Genomic DNA, 18,121 nt, shown 5'->3' on the forward strand with positions numbered 1-18,121 from the left:
GTCAAGCTTACCCCTCGCCTGACCTGAGCGCAAAGGGCGGAGCGTGCAACGTCATAAGATCATCGACCAGATGCGAGCCGATCGCCCAGCCCGCATCGAGCCGATACGCAGCGCTTCGCTCGATTAGCTCACCAGCTTACCGCGATTTTACCGAAGTGATCGCCAGTCTCCTGGTGGCGAAACGCATCAGCCAACTCTTCGAGCCCGAAGGTCCGGTCAATGATGGGCCGGATACCGCTGGTCTCAAGCGCGCGGACGAATTCCTCCTGCTCCTGCCGGCTGCCGACGATCAAGCCTTGCAGTCGGGCCTGCTTGGCCATGAGCAGCGCAGTCGGCACATCGCCGCTCACGCCGGTCAGCACTCCGATAAGCGCGACATGGCCGCCGATGCGCACGGCCTGCAAAGATTGCCCCAGCGTTTCCGGTCCACCAACTTCGACAACGACATCCACTCCGCGGCCCTGGGTAATCTCCAGTACCTTCCGGCCCCAATTCTGCTCGCGGCGATAGTTGATGACATGGGCGGCACCCATTTCCTTGGCGCGTGCGAGCTTCTCATCCGACGAAGAGGTGACGATCACCTCAGCGCCCATCGCGTGAGCAATCTGAAGCGCGTAGATCGAGACACCTCCCGTGCCGAGCGCGAGAACTGTATCTCCCGGCTTCAGCCCAGCATCCACCACCAGCGCTCGCCAGGCGGTAAGCCCGGCCGTGGTGATGGTGGACGCTTCCTTGTGACTCCAGCCATTGGGGGCCTTGGTGAAGGCGGTTGCCGGCAGAACCACGGTGTCACGCGCGAAACCGTCGATGCCGTCGCCGGGCACCCTCTTGAAATCGCCTACCCGCGGGGGGCCGGCATGCCAATCGGGGAAGAAGCAGGAAACAACATGGTCGCCCACCGCAAAGTCAGAGACCCCTTCGCCGATCGCCTCAATGATGCCCGCGCCATCGGCCATTGGCACGCGCCCGTCTGCCGCCGGCGACTTGCCGGAACAGACAAGATAGTCGTGAAAGTTGAGCGAGGTGGCGTGAAGAGCGACGCGGATTTCACCGGCTTTTGGTTCGCCAGGGTCGGGTTGTTCCGTCAAGCGCAGCCGATCGAGGCCGCCTGGTGCGGTAAGGGTCATCGCTCTCATGAGGCAGGTCCTTCAACGACGACGGGCGTTCGACGCGCGGCATTTACCGGCACGGTTGGCTCCAGCATCTGACCTTTCATGATCCCCTCTCCCTTGGATGGCGACGTCGGCATGTCCATGATCCGGTGCACCACATCCATCCCTTGAATCACCCGGCCGAACACGGCGTAGCCTGGATTGGCGCCATCAGCGTCCATCGCCGGCGTGTTGCCGACGATGATGAAGAAGTCTCCCCGCGCGGTCCCCGGTTGCGCCATCGCCATGGAGATTGCCCCGTCGACATGGCTCAGCCCCGTCTTGCTGGTCGGTTCATGCGGAATGGGCGGAAGCGTGCGCTTTGGATCATTCTGCGTACCGAACTGAATGAAGCCGTAGCGAGGCTCGTTCTGAACCTTCACCGTTCGATAGAAGACGGTTCCGTCCAGCCTTTTGCCGTCAACATACTTCAGGAAATTCGCCGCCGTCACGGGCGCCTTTTCCGTTTCGATAGCGAGCACGATGGGCCCAACCTGCGTCTGCAGCGTCACGCGTGTGGTGGTCGCCGGTTGAGGTGCCAGGGGTGGAACCTGAGCCACTGAAGGCGGCGCGCCTGTGGTCTGCGCCGCCGCGGGCGCAGCGAAGAACAGGCCGATGATCAGGGCTGCGCGCATCACGCGATCTTCACCGCGAGTACCGCCACACTTTCTGCCTCGCTGCCGGAAAGCTGGAGCGTGTAATTGCCCGGCGACAGCACGAAATCCACCATCTTGCGGATGCCCGTGCATTTTGGCCCATGGCCATGCGCCGAGGACGACGTCACCTTGCCGTCGCGGATAAGATCGACCCAAGCGCGCTGGCCAACCGCGACGCGATAGGTACCAGCCTCAGTCACGACCAGCGTCAGCGTGCCTCCGTTCGGCCCAACCTTTTCCGGAGCCGGGGTGAGCTTCAAATGCTGCGCAGGATGCAGCGAGGCAAGGACCGCCTGCCCGGGACGGATAGTGGCACCGCCGCCAGCCTCCGTACCTGCCGCCACAGGCGCCTGCTGGCTCCAACCAGTCAGTTCCACCGGGATCGCCACCCGTACATTGGCGCAGGAGGGATCATTAGCGGGATCCTGCGCCTGGGCAGGGGCGGCGGCAAGGAGCAGGGCGAGGGCTGGTACAAATCGCATCGAAGCTCTTTCTGAGATCAGTGGGCCTTCTAAACGGGCGAAGCGCTGCTTCGGCCCATATAGGTCCACCGGATGCGCGCGAGCCTGGTGCACGTGCAACCGGATTCTGCTCAGGGGAGGCGCAGACGGGCTGCCGAGAGCAACCGGGGTCGTGCCGCCGAGGACGGTCACGAACTGCCTGCGGCGGATCAGAAGAGCTGATCCACCGCAGGCGCACTTGTTCATGCCCTTGTCGGAATCTTCTCAAACGGCACGTCCTTGTCGACGCGCACATCGCCGGGAAGGCCAAGCACCCGTTCGGCGATGATGTTGCGCAGAATCTCGTCCGTACCCCCTTCGATACGGGTGGCGGGGCTGCGCATCAGGGTCGCCTGAAAACGAGCCGCATGGGCTGCCTGTGCCGGATCGGTCAGGACGCCGGCTTCCCCCTGAAGGTCAATCGCGAAGGTCGCGATGTCCTGGCTGGTTGCGCCTGCGACCAGCTTGCCGATGGAATTTTCCGGCCCCGGTTCCTGGCCCTTCGACAAGGCGGTTAGCGCCCGCATCGAGGTGTATTTAAGGCCGCTTGCCTTGGTTGCCCAATCGGCGAGCTTGGATCGGATCGCGGGATCGTCGACCAATCGTCCGCCATCGCGACCGGGAGCGCGAACGGCATAGTCGAGCAGGGTCTCGAAACCCGTAGACATGCCCGAGCCGATCGACAGGCGTTCGTTCATCAAAGTGGTGAGCGACACCGTCCACCCCTGACCGACCGCCCCGAGGCGCTGGCTGTCCGGGATGCGCAGATCGGTGAAGAAGACCTCGTTGAAGCCGGATTGACCATGAGCCTGGAGAATGGGTCGAACCTCGATGCCGGGCGAACGCATGTCGACCCAGAACATGGTCAGCCCCTTGTGCTTCGCGACGCTCGGATCCGTGCGGGTGAGCAGAATGCCATACTGCGAAATATGGGCGGCCGAGGTCCAGATCTTGGATCCGTTGATCACCCATTCATCGCCGTCCATCACCGCGCGGGTGCGGAGGCCGGCAAGGTCGGAACCTGCCGATGGTTCAGAGAACATCTGGCACCAGATATCCTCACCGGCGGCGAGGGGAGGGAGAAGTGCCTGCTTATCCTCTTCGCTGCCCCATGCCATGACGGTTGGGCCGCACATGCCCTGGCCGATGATGAAGGTGAACGAAAGCTGGGCGTAGACGCCCTCTTCCTGGTTCCAGATCACGCGCTGCATCGGCGTGGCGCCGCGCCCGCCATATTCCTTGGGCCAGTGCAGGCATGCCCAACCGGCATCATATTTCTTCTTCTGCCACGCTTTGCTCTCGGCAAGCATGTCGACATCGGCGATGTCGCCGGCCGTGCCATGGCCAGATCCTGAAAGAATTGGCTGAAGGTGCTTGGGCGCGTTGGCGTCGATCCAGGCACGCGCTTCGGCGCGGAAGGCGGCCTCTTCAGGTGTGTCGTCAAAGTTCATGAGCGTAGATCCTTCAATCCATCCCGTTCCACCCCGGCGGGGAAGAGGGGCTCATCAGACGTAAATCAGGCCGCGAGCGGCTCGTTGGCGGCGGCAAGGCGAGTAACCAGCTTCTCTTCCCAGTCCGGCTGGCTGCCGAGAGCCAGCGCGAGCTGGTTCGCGCGGCGGTAAAAGAGGTGGCAATCCATCTGCCACGTGAAGCCCATGCCGCCATGAACCTGGATGTTGTTCTTGGCACAGTGGCGGAACGCATTGGTGGCGGACACCCGCGCCGTCGCGGCCGCGCGCGGCAACTCGGCTGCGCCCGTAGAAAGCGCCCAGGCGCCGTAATAAGCGTTGGAACGCGCGAGCGTGGCCGAGACGTACATGTCGGCCAGCATGTGCTTGATGGCCTGAAAGCTGCCGATCTGCCGCCCGAACGCCATGCGTTCCAGCGCATAGTCGCGGCCCATCTCAAGGGCGCGATCGGCGCCGCCGATCTGCTCGAACGCAACCAGCACTGCCGCCCGATCAAGCAAATTTTGCAGGTTGGCCCAGCCTTCGCCGCGCTCACCGAGGCGCTCGGCAGCCGCAGTGTCGAACGTCAGCGCCGCCTGTCCGCGGGTCGGATCGATCGTGTCGAGCGCCTTGCGGGTGACGGCCGGCTGCGACAGGTCCACCAGAACGAGGCTTAGCCCGTCGCCTTCCTTGGCCAAGACAATCGCGACATCCGCAATGTCCCCATCTAGAACAGGGGCCTTGGTGCCGGTGATCGCGCCATTGGCAAAGGCGGCGCGTACGCCCTTCTCCGTCAGGCGTTCACCCTCGCTGCTGGCGAGACATCCGATCGCGGCGCCAGCGGCAATCTTTGGAAGCCATACGGATTGCTGTTCTGGCGTGCCGAACGACTTGATCGCTTCTGCGGCGAGGTAGACGGACGAGAGGATCGGCAGCGGTGCAAGGGCTCGGCCGAACTCCTCCGCAACGGCGCACAGTTCCAGATAGCCGAGACCGAGACCGCCATGCTCCTCCGGTATGGCAATGCCGAGAAAGCCCATCTCAGCGACCCCCTGCCACAGCGAGCGATCGAACCCGCCGCCTTCCAGTGCCTTGCGCACGCGATCCGTGGAGCATTCGGCCGCAAGGAAGCGACGGGCCTCCTGTCGGAATTCGTTTTGTTGTTCGTTGAAATCGAACTGCATCGATCCCTCCCCTAATTCGATGGAAGCTGGTGGACGTAAACCTCGTTGTGGGCGATCCGATCGCCCGTCAGCAGAACCATGTCGAAGCCCCGCAAGCGTCCGCCGCCAGCAACATCGCAATACCAGCGGCCGCAGAAGCCGCCCGGGATCGGCCAGGTCTCGTCTGGCGTGTAGGTCATGGCGGGCGTGGCGCCGAACAACTGGGTCAGATAGCCGCGCAGCGCTTCGTGACCCGAGATGCCGGCTGCGGTCTGCGGATCGAAATAGGTGCAATCCACAGCGTAGAACCCGAGCAGAGCATCGACGTCCTTGGCTGTCCAGGCGGCCAGCCAGTCAGCGTTGTAGCGCGCGATGTCCATCGATCAGGCCCCCACCACACGAGCGACATGGGCTGGCTCGAAGATTTCCGGCGGCACCGCCTCAGGACCGGCGAGCGTCGCGACGCCATGCAGGCCAAGCATCGGATCGGCCGCGCTCGCCTCATGATAGCGGCGCCTGCGGGCACGTGCCTCCTCGCCGAACTCCATGTCGAGCTTGGCCTGCACCTCGGAGGCGATGCGGAGGCGGCGCATGCGCTCCTGACGTTCCTCCGCATAGGGGCGGAAGTCAGGGCTGCGCCCGATGGGCGTTTCCTTAAGAATATCGCTGACCAGGCGAACGTCACGGTAGGTGATCGACAAGCCCAGACCCAGGATCGGATCGTTCCAGCCAGCCGCGTCGCCGACCAGTACGGCGCCGGGGGCATAGGGCTGATCCGCGGCGCTGCAATTGTTGTAATAGGCCAGCAGCGGACTGGCAGGCGTTCCTTCTGCGATGGCGGCATTTTGCGGGGCCGATTTCATGCGGAAGGCCTCCAGAAAGCGCTGCGGCCCCTCCTTGCCGGCAAAACGGGTCTTCGCTGCGAGATCCCACCCGCCATATACCCGCATCCGGCCGTTGCCTTGCGGAAAGGCGAGAAAGGCGAAGTCGTCCTCTGTGCCGATCGCTTGCCGCGTCTCGTCCCAAGCCTCGACGCCATCGACCAGCAGGCCGGCGAACCAATGGTGCGGTTTGTCCTGGTGCAGGGTCAGCCCCGCAGCGCGACGAACGACGGACTGTCTACCTTCCGCACCGACGATAAGAGGTGCGTGTGCCGTGAACTGCTCTCCGTCATGGCTGTAAGTGACGCTCGGCGCATCGCCCATCTCGACTTGCTTTACGTCCACGCCGCGCAGGGCAAAAGCGCCTGCGGCGGTCGCCGCATCGAACAGAGCCTGGCAATGAACCGGGTGGCGGATGCATAGCGGGCCGGGAACATCCGGTGCGAACATGCCAAGGGGCAAGGCGCGTGCCTCGGCCTCGGCCGGATCGCGCGTTTCATCATAAGTGACATGGCTGGTGAGGTGGTGCCCCCCGGCACTCACCAGGGTGTCATACAGGCCGAGGCGCCTTGTCTCCGTCACGCCCCATGGCGCGATCCATTCGCCGCGAACCTTGTCTTCGTACACCTGGCTCTTTTCGAGCAGGAGAACGGACCGACCCGCACGCGCCATTACGGTCGCAAGTGCCGATCCGCCAATCCCACCACCTACAATGATGATGTCATATGCCATACCCGCTCTCCTACCGTCGGCAGCCGTCATGGGCGGGCGATCGGACAACTAAGTCAATTGACCTAATTAGCCGACAGGTATGAGCGCGCCGACAGGCAAGTCAATGGGGGATCGTCGTGCGGTGCTCGAACGCATTCGAACGGCTTAAACCGGTTGGCTGACGAAGTGTGCGGGCCTGCAGATCCGGACCCGCAGATTTCAGCAAGACATAGCGAGCTCGGCCACCATGTCGGTCAGCGCTTTCAGAAAGGATCCCGATCGAGGCGGGAGAGCAGGCGGCTAACCGCTCGCTCTTCACCGTCTAACTACTTGAAAAGTGGTGGACGCACTTGGGCTCGAACCAAGGACCCGCTGATTAAGAGTCAGCTGCTCTACCAACTGAGCTATGCGTCCGTGATCGTGTTGGGCGTGTGCCCCGATCGGGAGGCGCGCCATTAGCATCGGTTTTGTGCAGCGCAAACCCTTTTTCGCGAAATCACCAATTTTTTTCCCGGCGATTGCTGCGATCGATGGACATGAGAATGCCCAGGCACAGGAAGACGGTCATTTGCGCCGAGCCGCCGAAGCTGACGAGCGGCAGGGGAATGCCGACGACAGGCGCGAGGCCCATGACCATCGCCAGGTTGATGGCCACGTAGAAGAAGATGGTAGTGGCCAGCCCAGCGGCGGTCAGCTTGGCGAAACGGCTCTGCGCCTGAACGCCCACGTTCACACCCCAGCGGATCACCATCAAATAGGCGAAGATGATGAAAAGGCCGCCCAGTAAACCCCATTCCTCCGCCATGGTGGCAAATACGAAGTCGGTATGGCCTTCTGGAAGATAGTCGAGGTGGCTTTGCGTACCGTTTAGGAAGCCCTTGCCGGTGATCCCGCCCGAGCCGATGGCGATCTTGGACTGGCTGATATGATAGCCGGTGCCGAGCGGATCGCTTTCTGGATCCATGAAGATCAGCACGCGGTTGCGCTGATAATCGTGCAAAAGGAAGTTTACCGCCAGGGGCGCCGCAACTGCGAGCGCCAGCGCGCCGCCCACGAACAGGCGCAATGGCACACCGGCCAGGAACATGACGGTGATACCACCGGCCGTGATCATCAGGGCGGTGCCAAGGTCCGGCTGGAGCATGACAAGGGCGGCCGGCAGGCCGATGAGCAATGCAGGTGGCCAGATGCCGCCGAGCCGACGCGTCTCGTTCGGCGGAAGCATTTCGTAGAAACGGGCACATGCCAACACGATGGCCGGCTTCATTAACTCGGAGGGTTGCAGGCGAATAAAGCCGAAGTCGAGCCATCTCTGACTGCCGCCGCGCACCGCCCCCAGCAACTCAACCGCGAACAACAGGATGACAATGAGCGCGTAGCCGGGCAGCGCGGCTTGCCGCCAGACCTCTTCCGGCACGCGCGCGATGATGAGCGCGCCAAACAGGAAAACGCCAAATCGGACACCCTGCGACAACGCCCATGGCCTGATGCTGCCGCCCGCCGCCGAATACAGCACCACCAGGCCGAAGCTCGCGATGGCGATGACGAGGATCAGCATCCGCCAGGGCAGGCGCGCGACGGGGGCGGGAACGATCGAGGGGCCGATCACTGGGGCTCCGATGGCTCGGTGGTGCCGACGCTCGCGGGGCCAGCGCCATTGGCGATATCGCTGACCGTGGCTTCCTGTGCCGCGTTGGAGGCGTCGGTCGCCTGTTCCACCGCAGGCGCTCGTGTGGGGGCGGGGACATTGGTTTCGGTGGCGGCTGCCTGTGCGGGCGGCGGCGTGGCTGCGGTGGCGCGGTAGGCCGCCTCCTGCGCGGCCATCCGCGTCCGAATGTCGCCGCCCCAGGTTGGCTCAACCGCCGCGAGCGCCTTGAGCGCTTTCTCTCGGTCGAAGAGATAGGTCATGATGTCCCGCCCGATCATCGGCGTATCCAGGTTGCGGATGGTGTGGCCGTTATGTTCAAGCACGATTCCGGCCGCGTAACGCGGGTTATCGGCGGGCGCGAAGCAGATGAACAGCGCGTGGTCGCGCAGCTTGAACGGCAGTTGCGCATTGCTAAGCACGCCGGAGCGCCGCTCCGCCATCGTAATGCGGCGCACCTGGGCTGTGCCGGTTTTCGCCGCCAGATCGATACCGGGCAGGTACAGACGCGATGCGCCGCCGGTCCCGCCACCGTTTACGACCTGCCACATGCCTTCGCGAACGATGCGCAGGTTATCCGCGCTGAATGGAAGGGCTGGAGCGTTGCGCGCCACCTTGTCCATCAGCAGGCTGGGCTGGAGCATCCGGCCAGACCCGATGCGCATCGCCATGACGGCCAACTGCATCGGGTTGGCAAGCACATAGCCTTGGCCGATCGAGGCATTGAGCGAGTCTGCGACCGTCCACTTGGTGTTGTATTTCCGCTCTTTCCATGCGCTGTCCGGCACCGTGCCGTAACGCTGCGTGGCGAAGGGCAGATCATATTTCTCGCCCAGCCCGACGGCCTTGGCGACCGGCGCGACCCGGTCATAACCGAGCCGGCGGACCATCTCGTAGAAGTAGATATCGCAACTTTGTGCAATGGCACCGCGAAGGTCGATTGCGCCATGGCCTCGGCGCTTGTGGCAATGGAACACGCCGCTGCCCACGCGAAGTGCGCCGCCGCAGAACACCCGCTCGTCGGGATCGACTCCAGCCTCCAGCAGCGCAAGCCCGTTCATCGGCTTGACGGTCGAACCGGGCGGGTAAAGACCCTGCGTGACCTTGTTCATCAGCGGCACGTGATCGTCGGCGGATAGCATCTTCCACTCAAGATGGCTGATACCATCGGAAAAGCTGTTGGGATCGTATGCCGGCATTGATACCATGCACAGCATCTCGCCGGTCAGACAGTCGAACACCACGGCCGAACCCGAGTTGGTTCCGAGGCGCCGCGCGGCATATTCCTGCAAGCCCGCATCGATCGTCAGGCGTTGTGTCGCCCCGGGTACGTCGGGCCGCGTCTCCAGTTCGGCGACAAGCTTGCCCCGTGCGGTTACCTCGATCCGCTTCGCCCCGGGCTTTCCCCTCAGCTCCGTTTCCAGCGTCTTTTCAAGGCCGTCCTTGCCCAATTTAAAACCGGGGGTGACGAGGAGGGGGTTCTTGGTTTCCTTATATTGTTCCGCGCTCGCGCTGCCGACATAGCCGGTGAGATGGGCAACGGCAGCACCGGCTGGATAGTGGCGCGCGAAGCCCCGCGTCGGCGCGACCCCGGGGAGTTCCGGCTGTCGCACCTGAACCGCCGCGAACCGCTCCCACCCGACGTTTTCCGCCACCTTCACCGGCTGAAAACCCGCTGCCTGCTTCAGGTCAGCCCTGACGCGCAGCATATCTTCTTCGGACAACGCAAGAAGATCCCGCAGCGCGGCGAGCGTGCGCTCCTCATCCACGATGCGATCGGGGATGAGATCAACACGAAAGTCCGTCCGGTTATCCGCTATCGCATGCCCATGACGATCAACCAGCCAGCCGCGCCGGGGAGGGATCAACGTCATGTTGACGCGGTTGCTCTCGCTCAGGAGATTGTAGCGCTCGTTCTCAGCTATAGCGAGCCAACCCATGCGCCCGGCCAGCACCGTGCCGACGCCGATCTGTGCCGCACCCAGAAGCCATGCGCGGCGCGAGAAGGTGTACCCCTGCTGGGCCTCAGTTGCGATCCGCGGCGGTCGGTTCATTCAACAACGCGCCGACGATCGACCCACGCAACAATGCGGGCGGCAAAGGGGAAGAGAAGAATGGACACTGCGATTTGCGCAACTAGCACGGAATCCACGTGACCGCCGAGAGGGGTTGCGAGCAAGCGCCCTCCCACCAGGCACAGCGCGATGGCTGTCGCGGCAATCAACCAGTCCTGAGCGAACGCACGAAAAATGGTACGTTGATCAAACAGATCGATGAGGAAGAAGGATAGTGTCCATAGCAGCGTGGCGCTACCCATGGGCTGCCCGCTAAGGCAATCGTCGAATAAGCCGAGCAATGCCGGTGCCCAGCGGCGCAGCGCCAATGGTGCGAGCAGACGCCAGGCTAGAAGCATCAGCAAGCCGCACGGCGGCATCAAAGGCAAACTCGCTGCGACGGGGAAGATCGTCACCAGCGAACCCGCCATGACTGTTGCCCAGGGCAGCGCGCGTGCGCGCGATCGGGGAAGTGGCGTTTCGAACGGCGTTGAGGCGCCTGTCACTGCCGGGCCCCTGCGACAGGTGTCGGAACAGATGCAGGCGCCGGAGTCGGAGTGCCGGGAACGGACGGCGGCACAACTGCGGGCGGCGGTGGCGGCAAAAATGGTGCGCTCACGATCACGAAGTCGAACGTGTCCGGATGCGCGAAGGGCGCGGCCAATGCGCTGTCCGAGCCGGGCTTCAGCACGCGCGCCACAAGCACCCCTGGTCGGTAAAGGCCACCGGTGCCGGAGGTCACGAAACGATCGCCCGGCTGCAGGCGCGCGTTGGTCGTTCCTACCGAGCGGATGTCGATCAACCCGTCGCCGCGACCCGCGGCAAGCGCGGGCAGCCCGTCTCCGATCCGCCTGACCGGAACGACACTTTCGGGATCACTTGTGAGCAGGATGCGCGCGGTGTTCGGCCCCGTCTCGACAACGCGCCCGATCAGCCCATCGGGGCCGCGGGCCGGCATGCCCGGGCGAACGCCCTGCCATCGACCAGCGTTCAATATGCCGAACCGGCGCGTGCTGGTTGCGCTCGAACTGACAATCCTGGCTGTTACAACAGCATTGTCGGTCACGTCGCGGAGCTTGAGCAATCCTCGAAGGCGGCGATTGTCCTGAACAATGATGCGGGCCTGCAGCAATGCTTCATGCGTGCGGGCCACCTCAGCGCGCAGCGCAGCATTTTCGTTGTGGACGCGAAAATAGGTCGAAATGGTCTGGGGCACGGCCGCGACGGTGCGGACCACCGCAGAAATGCCAGAGGAGACTGGAGCGGTCATCTCCGTCGCTGTTGAACGAAGGGCTGCAAAGGCGGGCGGATTGAATTGCGACAGAACGAGCAGCACCACCCCGACCAGCGCCCCCGCGACGGCCAGGATGTAGCTCAGAAAGAGCGAATATTGCGCCCGCCGCGAGAATCCCGGGCGCCGGTCCTGCGACGCCGCCATGCGCTAAGCCCTTCTTCGATCAGCCGTTCTGAAGCACGCCGCGATACATGGGATCCTCCAGCGCACGGCCGGTGCCCAAGGCCACACAGGTGAGCGGCTCCTCGGCAACAGTGACGGGAAGGCCCGTCTCATCGCGAAGCACCTCGTCCAGCCCCTGAAGCAGGGCGCCGCCGCCGGTCAGCACGATGCCCTGATCGACGATGTCGGCCGCGAGCTCAGGCGCCGTGTTTTCCAGTGCCACGCGGACGCCTTCCACGATGGTAGCGACCGGTTCGCTCAGCGCCTCGGCGATCTGGCCCTGGTTGATCTGGATTTCCTTGGGCACGCCGTTCACGAGATCACGGCCCTTGATGTGGATGGTGACGCCCACGCCGTCGACCGGCGGCTTTGCGATGCCGACCTCCTGCTTGATTCGCTCAGCCGTCGCTTCGCCGATCAGGAGATTGTGGTTCCGACGGACATAGCTGACGATAGCCTCGTCCATCTTGTCACCGCCCACGCGCACGCTGGTGGTATAGGCAAGTCCACGGAGCGACAGCACGGCCACTTCCGTCGTGCCGCCACCGATGTCCACCACCATGCTGCCGATCGGCTCGGTCACCGGCATGTCCGCGCCGATCGCGGCCGCCATGGTCTCCTCGATCAGCCACACGCGGCTGGCACCCGCATTAGATGCGGCATCGCGGATCGCGCGACGCTCAACCTTGGTCGAGCCCGAGGGAACGCAGATCACGATCTCGGGCCAACGCATGAACTTACGCTGTCCGTGCACCTTATAGATGAAGCTCTTGATCATCTGTTCGGCGACGTCGATGTCGGCGATCACGCCGTCCCGCAACGGGCGGATCGCCTCGATGTTGCCGGGCGTCTTGCCCATCATCAGCTTGGCGTCCTCGCCGACCGCCTTCACCTTCTTGATACCGTTGATCGTCTCGACCGCGACCACGGACGGCTCGTTGAGCACAATGCCGCGGCCGCGCAGATAGACGACCGTGTTCGCGGTCCCGAGGTCGATGGCCATGTCATGCGACATGAACTTGAAGAAACGCGAGAAGGCCATGTTCAGCTAGATTCCGTCCCCGAGTCGCACATGCGACTTGCACCATTCATCCCGCGGCCACGGCCGCAAGCCGCTTCTTGGGCGCTGATTGCTGTTATCTCGGGGTCGCGGGAGGGCGTCGATTGGGCTAGGGGCGGGGCTGTGTCAATACGCCGCCTGCCCGAACATCTCATCAATCGTATCGCCGCCGGTGAAGTGGTGGAAAGACCGGCCAGCGCGTTGAAAGAGCTGGTTGAGAACGCCATCGACGCTGGAGCGAGCCGGATCGTCGTTCGCCTGGCCGATGGCGGCATCGGCCGCGTCGAAGTGGCCGACGACGGATGCGGAATGCGACCCGACGAAATGGCGCTCGCGGTGGAGCGCCATGCTACTTCAAAGTTGCCCGGAGACGACATCGATCAGGTGCTTACCATGGGGTTTCGGGGGGAGGCACTCCCCTCCATTGCGAGTGTTGCGCGGCTCACACTGGAAAGCCGGGTGCGAGGGGCTGACGGTTGGAGTCGCGCGATCGACAATGGCGTTCTCGCCGCCGAGGGCCCAGCCGCGCTCCCCCCGGGTACACGCGTCATAGTGGAGGGCCTGTTCGAACGTGTTCCGGCACGGCGCAAGTTCCTGCGATCGGGCCGGAGCGAATATGCCGCATGCCTCGATGTGGTCCGTCGGCTCGCGATGGCGCGCCCCGACATCATCTTCACCGTGGAGCATGATGGGCGGCGGGTGCTCGCCGCGTTGCAGGCCGAGGATCGTCCGGCGCGAGTGGCTTCGCTGACGGATCGGGCGCTGAAGGAGAACAGCGTCGCCATCGATATGGCTAGGGAAGGGGTGGTGCTTGGCGGTGTCGCCGGGTTGCCCACCTTCCACCGGGGCGTCGCCGACCATCAGTACCTGTTCGTTAATGGCCGGCCTGTGAAGGACCGTTTGCTTATTGGTGCAATCCGCGGCGCCTATGCCGAGATGATGCCGCGCGATCGGCATGCTGTCGTTGCGCTATTCCTTGATCTGCCCTCTGATCAGGTCGACGTGAACGTGCATCCCGCGAAGACCGAGGTGCGGTTCCGCGATCCTGCGATGATCCGGGGATTGATCGTTTCCGGCCTGCGACGCGCGCTGGATGAAGCAGGACACCGAGTGGTCCAACGCGCGCCCGAGGACGTGCTGGCGGGGTTCGCCGCCGGGTTGAGCGCGGGCGTGGGTCAGCGCTTGGTGACCGCAGATCCCTTTGGCGAGGCGGGGCAACCGGTCGGTCAGCAATTTGCCGGCAGCATGGTGCGGGACCAGCGCCCGACCTTCTTCTCCCCTCCGCCGCAGGCACGCGGAGAGCCTGCCGTGGCCCTGCCCCCCGATGTGCAAGCGCATCCCTTAGGCGTGGCGAGGGGGCAAGTCGCGAAAACCTATATCGTCGCCGAGGCAGAGGACGGGCTTGTCATTGTCGACCAGCATGCGGCACACGAACGGCTGGTGCTGGAGCGGATGCGAGCCGCGCTGGCCAACGGGCGGGTGAGCGGGCAGGCATTGCTGATCCCGGAGGTCGTCGAACTCGACGAGACCTGTTGCGACCGCCTGGAGGGCAGGATTGCGGAACTGGCGGAATTGGGGCTTGAGCTTGAGCGGTTCGGGCCCCGTGCGATGCTGGTTCGTGCCACCCCGGCCTTGCTCGGCAGCGGAGATCCCTCGGGGTTGGTGCGCGACCTTGCGGACGAACTGGCCGCCTTCGACGAGGCGCTGTCGCTGCGCGAGCGCCTGGATGCAGTCGCGGGAACAATGGCGTGTCATGGTTCTGTCCGCGCCGGACGGATCCTGTCGATTGCCGAGATGAACGCGTTGCTTCGCGAGATGGAAGTGACGCCGCACTCAGGGCAATGCAATCATGGTCGGCCAACCTGGGTCAAAATGCCGCTGGAGCAGATCGAGAAGCTTTTCGGCAGGAAGTGAGCGACGCCGCTTCAGCGATGCGATGGTAGTGCGAGTGACGGGCTGGACGTTGTGGGCTCACGCGCGGAGCGATGAACAGCGATCGGAGCAGCCGACGCATGTTCGTCGCTTTCTCGCCGCGTCGGCCTGGTAGCGCATTCGCGTGGACGGGATGTCAAGCAAGCCCCCGCGTTCATCCAAGGGAAACTTTCGACGTCGGCCGGCATTGTATGTTGAACATGTCTCCAGGGTTTTTCTCATGAAGCAGATCGTGCCCCTCGTTCTTGCGCTTATTCCACTCGCCGCGGTGGTGGGTGCGTGTGTGGCGGTGCCCTGACGCCTGGCATTAGGCTGTGACAGGATCTAAAGCGGTCCCATTGCAATATGGTTGTGCGCAACCTATTCTCCGTATCGTACAGACCGGAGATGCACGATGAGCACGCTTTACTCGACAAAGGTAACTGCAACGGGTGGTCGCAGCGGATCCGTCCGCAGTGAAGACGGCATTCTCGATCTCTCGCTCGCCATGCCGAAAGAGTTGGGCGGCATGGGTGGCGCAACCAATCCGGAGCAGCTATTCGCAGCAGGATATGCTGCCTGTTTCGAAAACGCTGTGATTCACGTGACCCGTGCTCAGGCAGACCGGGTGCGGGATGGTGACATCGAGGTGGTAGGTGAGGTTGGCCTGCTTCCGGGTAGCGGTGGCGGCTTCAACCTGGCCGTGACTTTGGACGTCACCATCGCCGGCGTGGATCAGGCGAAGGCGGAAGAAATCGTCAAGGCCGCGCATGCGGTGTGCCCATATTCGAACGCAGTGACAGGCAACGTGGACGTCACGTTGAACGTCGCGATCCGATGAGTGACAAGGTGGCGGTTAATGGGAATGATCCGCTTCGGTTGGATCGGCAAGTATGCTTTCCCCTTTATGCCGCCACCAACCTCATCAATCGGCTCTACACGCCTGTTTTGCGTAATCTGGGGCTCACCTATCCGCAGTACCTAGTGCTCCTGGTTCTGTGGGAGGAAGAACCGCAGACCGTAGGTGCCCTTGGTGCTCGACTATTTCTCGACAGCGGCACGCTCACCCCCTTGCTCAAGCGGATGGAAGGCAACGGGCTCCTCGATAGGCGCCGGGACGCTGCCGACGAGCGACGTGTCCTCATCACGCTAACCGAAAAGGGCCGCGCCTTGCGTGAGACTGCGCTTCATGTGCCGGATACGATGGCGGATGGCTATGATCCGGCGGGCCTGGAAGAATTGCGTGAGCGTGTCACAGCGCTCGTCGCGATCCTGGCACAACATGACGGACGGGGACGTTCCGAGGATGGCGCTTGAGCGATAATTGACGCAACGGCGCCAGCGATGCCACATTCAACGTTGCTCAAGCGGAGCTCGCAAGAGCGCGGCGCTTTTCAATTGCCGTGGCTCCGCCATTTGCCAGATCACGCAGCATATCTCTTGAACGTGCGTTCCGTGCGGTTGAGCAACGCAGTTTCCTGACGAGCCATGCCCTTCCTGATCAGTCCGACGCGGTTTCTGCTGCATTACGTGGCCGCGCGGCCCTGGATATTCCTGCTTCTTGGCTTGCTAGTCGCCGGCGCCTCGGTGAGTTCCATCGGCGTACAATATGCTATGAAGCTGTTGATCGATGCGATGACGAGCGCCGATCGCATTCGCTCGCTTGTTTATACTGCTTTGGCCCTGTTCCTGAGCCTCGTCGTTCTGGAAAGCCTGCTCCAGCGCCTCGCCGCGATGACCCTAGGACATGCCACCGTTGTCTCTGGGGTCGGCATCCGACTGGACATGGTGGATTACCTGACCGGCCATCAGATGCCGTTCTTCCAGAACCAGCGCGCTGGCTCGCTCGGCCATCGGATCTCCGGGCTTGCCGGTATCTTCGGCGCGATCATTCATCGGCTGCTGCAGGAAGTGACACCACCGCTGATCGCCTTTGTCGGTGCCATGATCATCTTCGTGGCGATCGACCCGATCATGGCGGCAGTGCTGGGCGGCATCTTTGTTTTCGTAACGATCGGTCTCGTGCTGCTCGGATTCCGGGGGCACGTGCACCACAAGGCGTTTGCAGAGCACGCGGGCACCGTCGGCGGCGAACTTGTGGACCTGATCGGCAACATCTGGGTCGTAAAAGCATTCGCCGCGGGCGAGCGTGAGATTTCGCGGCTGCGCGAGTTCATGGATGATGAGGCGGTGGCACAGCGCCGCGGCTGGTTCTTTGTCGAGCGGATGCGCGGTCTGCACGATCTGTCGCTGGCCATATTCGTGGGTGGCACGCTGATCTGGGCCATTGGGCGATGGTCAAGCGGCGCGATCACCACGGGCGATGTCGTGATCATCAGCACGATGACCTTCCGCATTCTTCATGGTTCGCGCGATCTGGCAATGGCGTTGATCGATGTCAGCCAACAGTTCAGCTATTTGCGCGAAACGCTCGACATCATCGGCGTGCCCCAAACGCTGAACGACGCTCCCGGCGCAGCGCGTCTCCGGGTGGGTGAGGGCAGAGTGGAATTCAGCCATGTCACATTCGGCTATGATCCGCGCCACCCCGTCCTTCATGATCTCACGCTCGAGATCCCGGCGGGGCAGAAAGTGGGCATCGTCGGTCCGTCGGGAGCCGGGAAATCATCGCTGCTTCAGCTCGCGCAACGGTTTCACGATCCGCAGGCGGGCCATGTTGCGATCGACGGTCAACGCGTCGACTCGGTGACGCAGGAAAGCCTACGCGACGCGATCGCCGTGGTGCCGCAGGAGGTTCTGCTGTTCCACCGCTCGGTGATGGAGAACATCCGCTTCGCCCATCCGGAGGCGGATGACGAGGAGGTCTTTCGCGCCGCGGAGGCGGCCGGATGCGATGATTTTATCCGCCGCCTCCCGCGCGGCTATGACAGCATCGTAGGCGAGCGGGGCACCAACCTATCCGGGGGGCAGCGACAGCGGATTGGGATCGCACGTGCCTTCCTGAAGAACGCACGCATCGTGCTGCTGGATGAGGCGACGTCGGCACTTGATTCTGAATCGGAGCTTGAAGTTCAGAACGGGCTGGAGGCGCTGATCCAGAACCGGACGGTCATCGCGGTCGCGCATCGCCTTTCGACCGTCGCGAACTTCGACCGCGTGGTGGTGCTTTCGGAAGGTCGTATCATCGAGGACGGGCCGCCGCAGCAACTGCTGCGCCGACCGGGCGGAGCGTTCCGGCAGCTCTGGGTCATGCAGGTCGAGGGAATGGATCGATCCTCCGGCATATCGGCGGCCGGGGAGCGCCTCCGTGCGCTTTCGGAACGAAGCCGTGCGCGCGTGCAGCAGATGGTGCGCAGCGCCTGGCAGAGCAGGACAGACCGGCCCTGATCCATGCACGCGAGGTGCAGGGGGGAAGATCCGCAATCAGCTTCTAAGCGGTAGACGATCTCGGGCGCTTTGCTCTCTTCGTCTCTCGTTCCGCCACGACCTGAGCTCAGAAGCGCAAGTCAAGTCACCGGATCAAC

The 18,121-nt window shown here is 63.4% G+C and carries 16 protein-coding genes and 1 tRNA gene; 4 read left to right on the plus strand and 13 right to left on the minus strand.

Annotation, left to right across the window (positions count from 1 at the left end; genetic code table 11):
- Positions 1-128: 128 nt before the first annotated feature.
- From BMX36_RS03690 to BMX36_RS03750, 13 genes are all read right to left on the minus strand, one after another.
- A complete protein-coding gene (locus BMX36_RS03690; RefSeq protein WP_093063709.1) occupies positions 129-1,136 on the minus strand; it encodes a zinc-dependent alcohol dehydrogenase family protein in 1,008 nt (335 codons plus the stop codon).
- Positions 1,133-1,786: a peptidylprolyl isomerase gene (locus tag BMX36_RS03695; protein ID WP_093063710.1), complete on the minus strand. Its 654-nt coding sequence runs from the start codon at positions 1,784-1,786 to the stop codon at positions 1,133-1,135. Before BMX36_RS03695 ends, BMX36_RS03690 begins: the two co-directional genes overlap by 4 nt.
- Complete coding sequence (locus tag BMX36_RS03700) at positions 1,786-2,289, minus strand: homogentisate 1,2-dioxygenase (protein WP_143058503.1); 504 nt, start codon at positions 2,287-2,289, stop codon at positions 1,786-1,788. The genes BMX36_RS03695 and BMX36_RS03700 overlap by 1 nt, the downstream gene beginning before the upstream one ends.
- A gap of 221 nt (positions 2,290-2,510) precedes the next feature.
- Entirely contained in the window at positions 2,511-3,758 is a 1,248-nt protein-coding gene (locus BMX36_RS03705) for an acyl-CoA dehydrogenase family protein (protein WP_093063712.1), read from the minus strand.
- A gap of 65 nt (positions 3,759-3,823) precedes the next feature.
- The gene (locus tag BMX36_RS03710; protein ID WP_093063713.1) at positions 3,824-4,939 is read right to left on the minus strand and encodes an acyl-CoA dehydrogenase family protein; all 1,116 of its coding nucleotides are present in this window, start codon (positions 4,937-4,939) and stop codon (positions 3,824-3,826) included.
- 11 nt (positions 4,940-4,950) lie between these two features.
- On the minus strand, positions 4,951-5,298 hold the full coding sequence (locus tag BMX36_RS03715; protein WP_066782313.1) for a YybH family protein: 348 nt from the start codon (positions 5,296-5,298) through the stop codon (positions 4,951-4,953).
- 3 nt (positions 5,299-5,301) lie between these two features.
- A complete protein-coding gene (locus BMX36_RS03720; RefSeq protein WP_093063714.1) occupies positions 5,302-6,531 on the minus strand; it encodes an FAD-dependent oxidoreductase in 1,230 nt (409 codons plus the stop codon).
- Positions 6,532-6,848: 317 nt separating this feature from the next.
- A tRNA-Lys gene (locus tag BMX36_RS03725) sits at positions 6,849-6,924 on the minus strand.
- Positions 6,925-7,006: 82 nt separating this feature from the next.
- Entirely contained in the window at positions 7,007-8,119 is a 1,113-nt protein-coding gene (rodA, locus tag BMX36_RS03730) for a rod shape-determining protein RodA (RefSeq protein ID WP_177179012.1), read from the minus strand.
- Positions 8,116-10,209 carry a penicillin-binding protein 2 gene (gene mrdA / locus BMX36_RS03735; protein WP_093063715.1) on the minus strand — a complete coding sequence of 698 codons (2,094 nt, stop codon included), beginning with the start codon at positions 10,207-10,209 and terminating at the stop codon, positions 8,116-8,118. Before mrdA ends, rodA begins: the two co-directional genes overlap by 4 nt.
- Positions 10,206-10,640 carry a rod shape-determining protein MreD gene (locus BMX36_RS03740; protein ID WP_231731996.1) on the minus strand — a complete coding sequence of 145 codons (435 nt, stop codon included), beginning with the start codon at positions 10,638-10,640 and terminating at the stop codon, positions 10,206-10,208. The genes mrdA and BMX36_RS03740 overlap by 4 nt, the downstream gene beginning before the upstream one ends.
- Before the next feature lie 71 nt (positions 10,641-10,711).
- Positions 10,712-11,647, minus strand: a complete 936-nt coding sequence (gene mreC / locus BMX36_RS03745) for a rod shape-determining protein MreC (RefSeq protein ID WP_093063716.1) — start codon at positions 11,645-11,647, stop codon at positions 10,712-10,714.
- 19 nt (positions 11,648-11,666) lie between these two features.
- Positions 11,667-12,707 (minus strand): rod shape-determining protein, encoded by a 1,041-nt coding sequence (locus BMX36_RS03750; protein ID WP_066782297.1) that lies wholly within the window; start codon positions 12,705-12,707, stop codon positions 11,667-11,669.
- A 141-nt stretch (positions 12,708-12,848) separates the two neighbouring features.
- Between BMX36_RS03750 and mutL the strand changes: the two genes are divergently transcribed.
- The 4 genes from mutL (at position 12,849) to BMX36_RS03770 (ending at position 17,984) form a co-directional block, all read left to right on the plus strand.
- Positions 12,849-14,639, plus strand: a complete 1,791-nt coding sequence (gene mutL / locus BMX36_RS03755) for a DNA mismatch repair endonuclease MutL (protein WP_093063717.1) — start codon at positions 12,849-12,851, stop codon at positions 14,637-14,639.
- A gap of 412 nt (positions 14,640-15,051) precedes the next feature.
- Positions 15,052-15,477, plus strand: coding sequence for an organic hydroperoxide resistance protein (locus BMX36_RS03760; RefSeq protein WP_093063718.1), 426 nt, complete (start codon positions 15,052-15,054; stop codon positions 15,475-15,477).
- Entirely contained in the window at positions 15,474-15,953 is a 480-nt protein-coding gene (locus tag BMX36_RS03765; protein ID WP_093063719.1) for a MarR family winged helix-turn-helix transcriptional regulator, read from the plus strand. Before BMX36_RS03760 ends, BMX36_RS03765 begins: the two co-directional genes overlap by 4 nt.
- Before the next feature lie 297 nt (positions 15,954-16,250).
- Positions 16,251-17,984, plus strand: coding sequence for an ABC transporter ATP-binding protein (locus BMX36_RS03770; protein WP_371262791.1), 1,734 nt, complete (start codon positions 16,251-16,253; stop codon positions 17,982-17,984).
- The last annotated feature ends 137 nt before the right edge of the window (positions 17,985-18,121 follow it).

The sequence above is a fragment of the Sphingomonas sp. OV641 genome (assembly GCF_900109205.1).
Lineage (GTDB): Bacteria > Pseudomonadota > Alphaproteobacteria > Sphingomonadales > Sphingomonadaceae > Sphingomonas.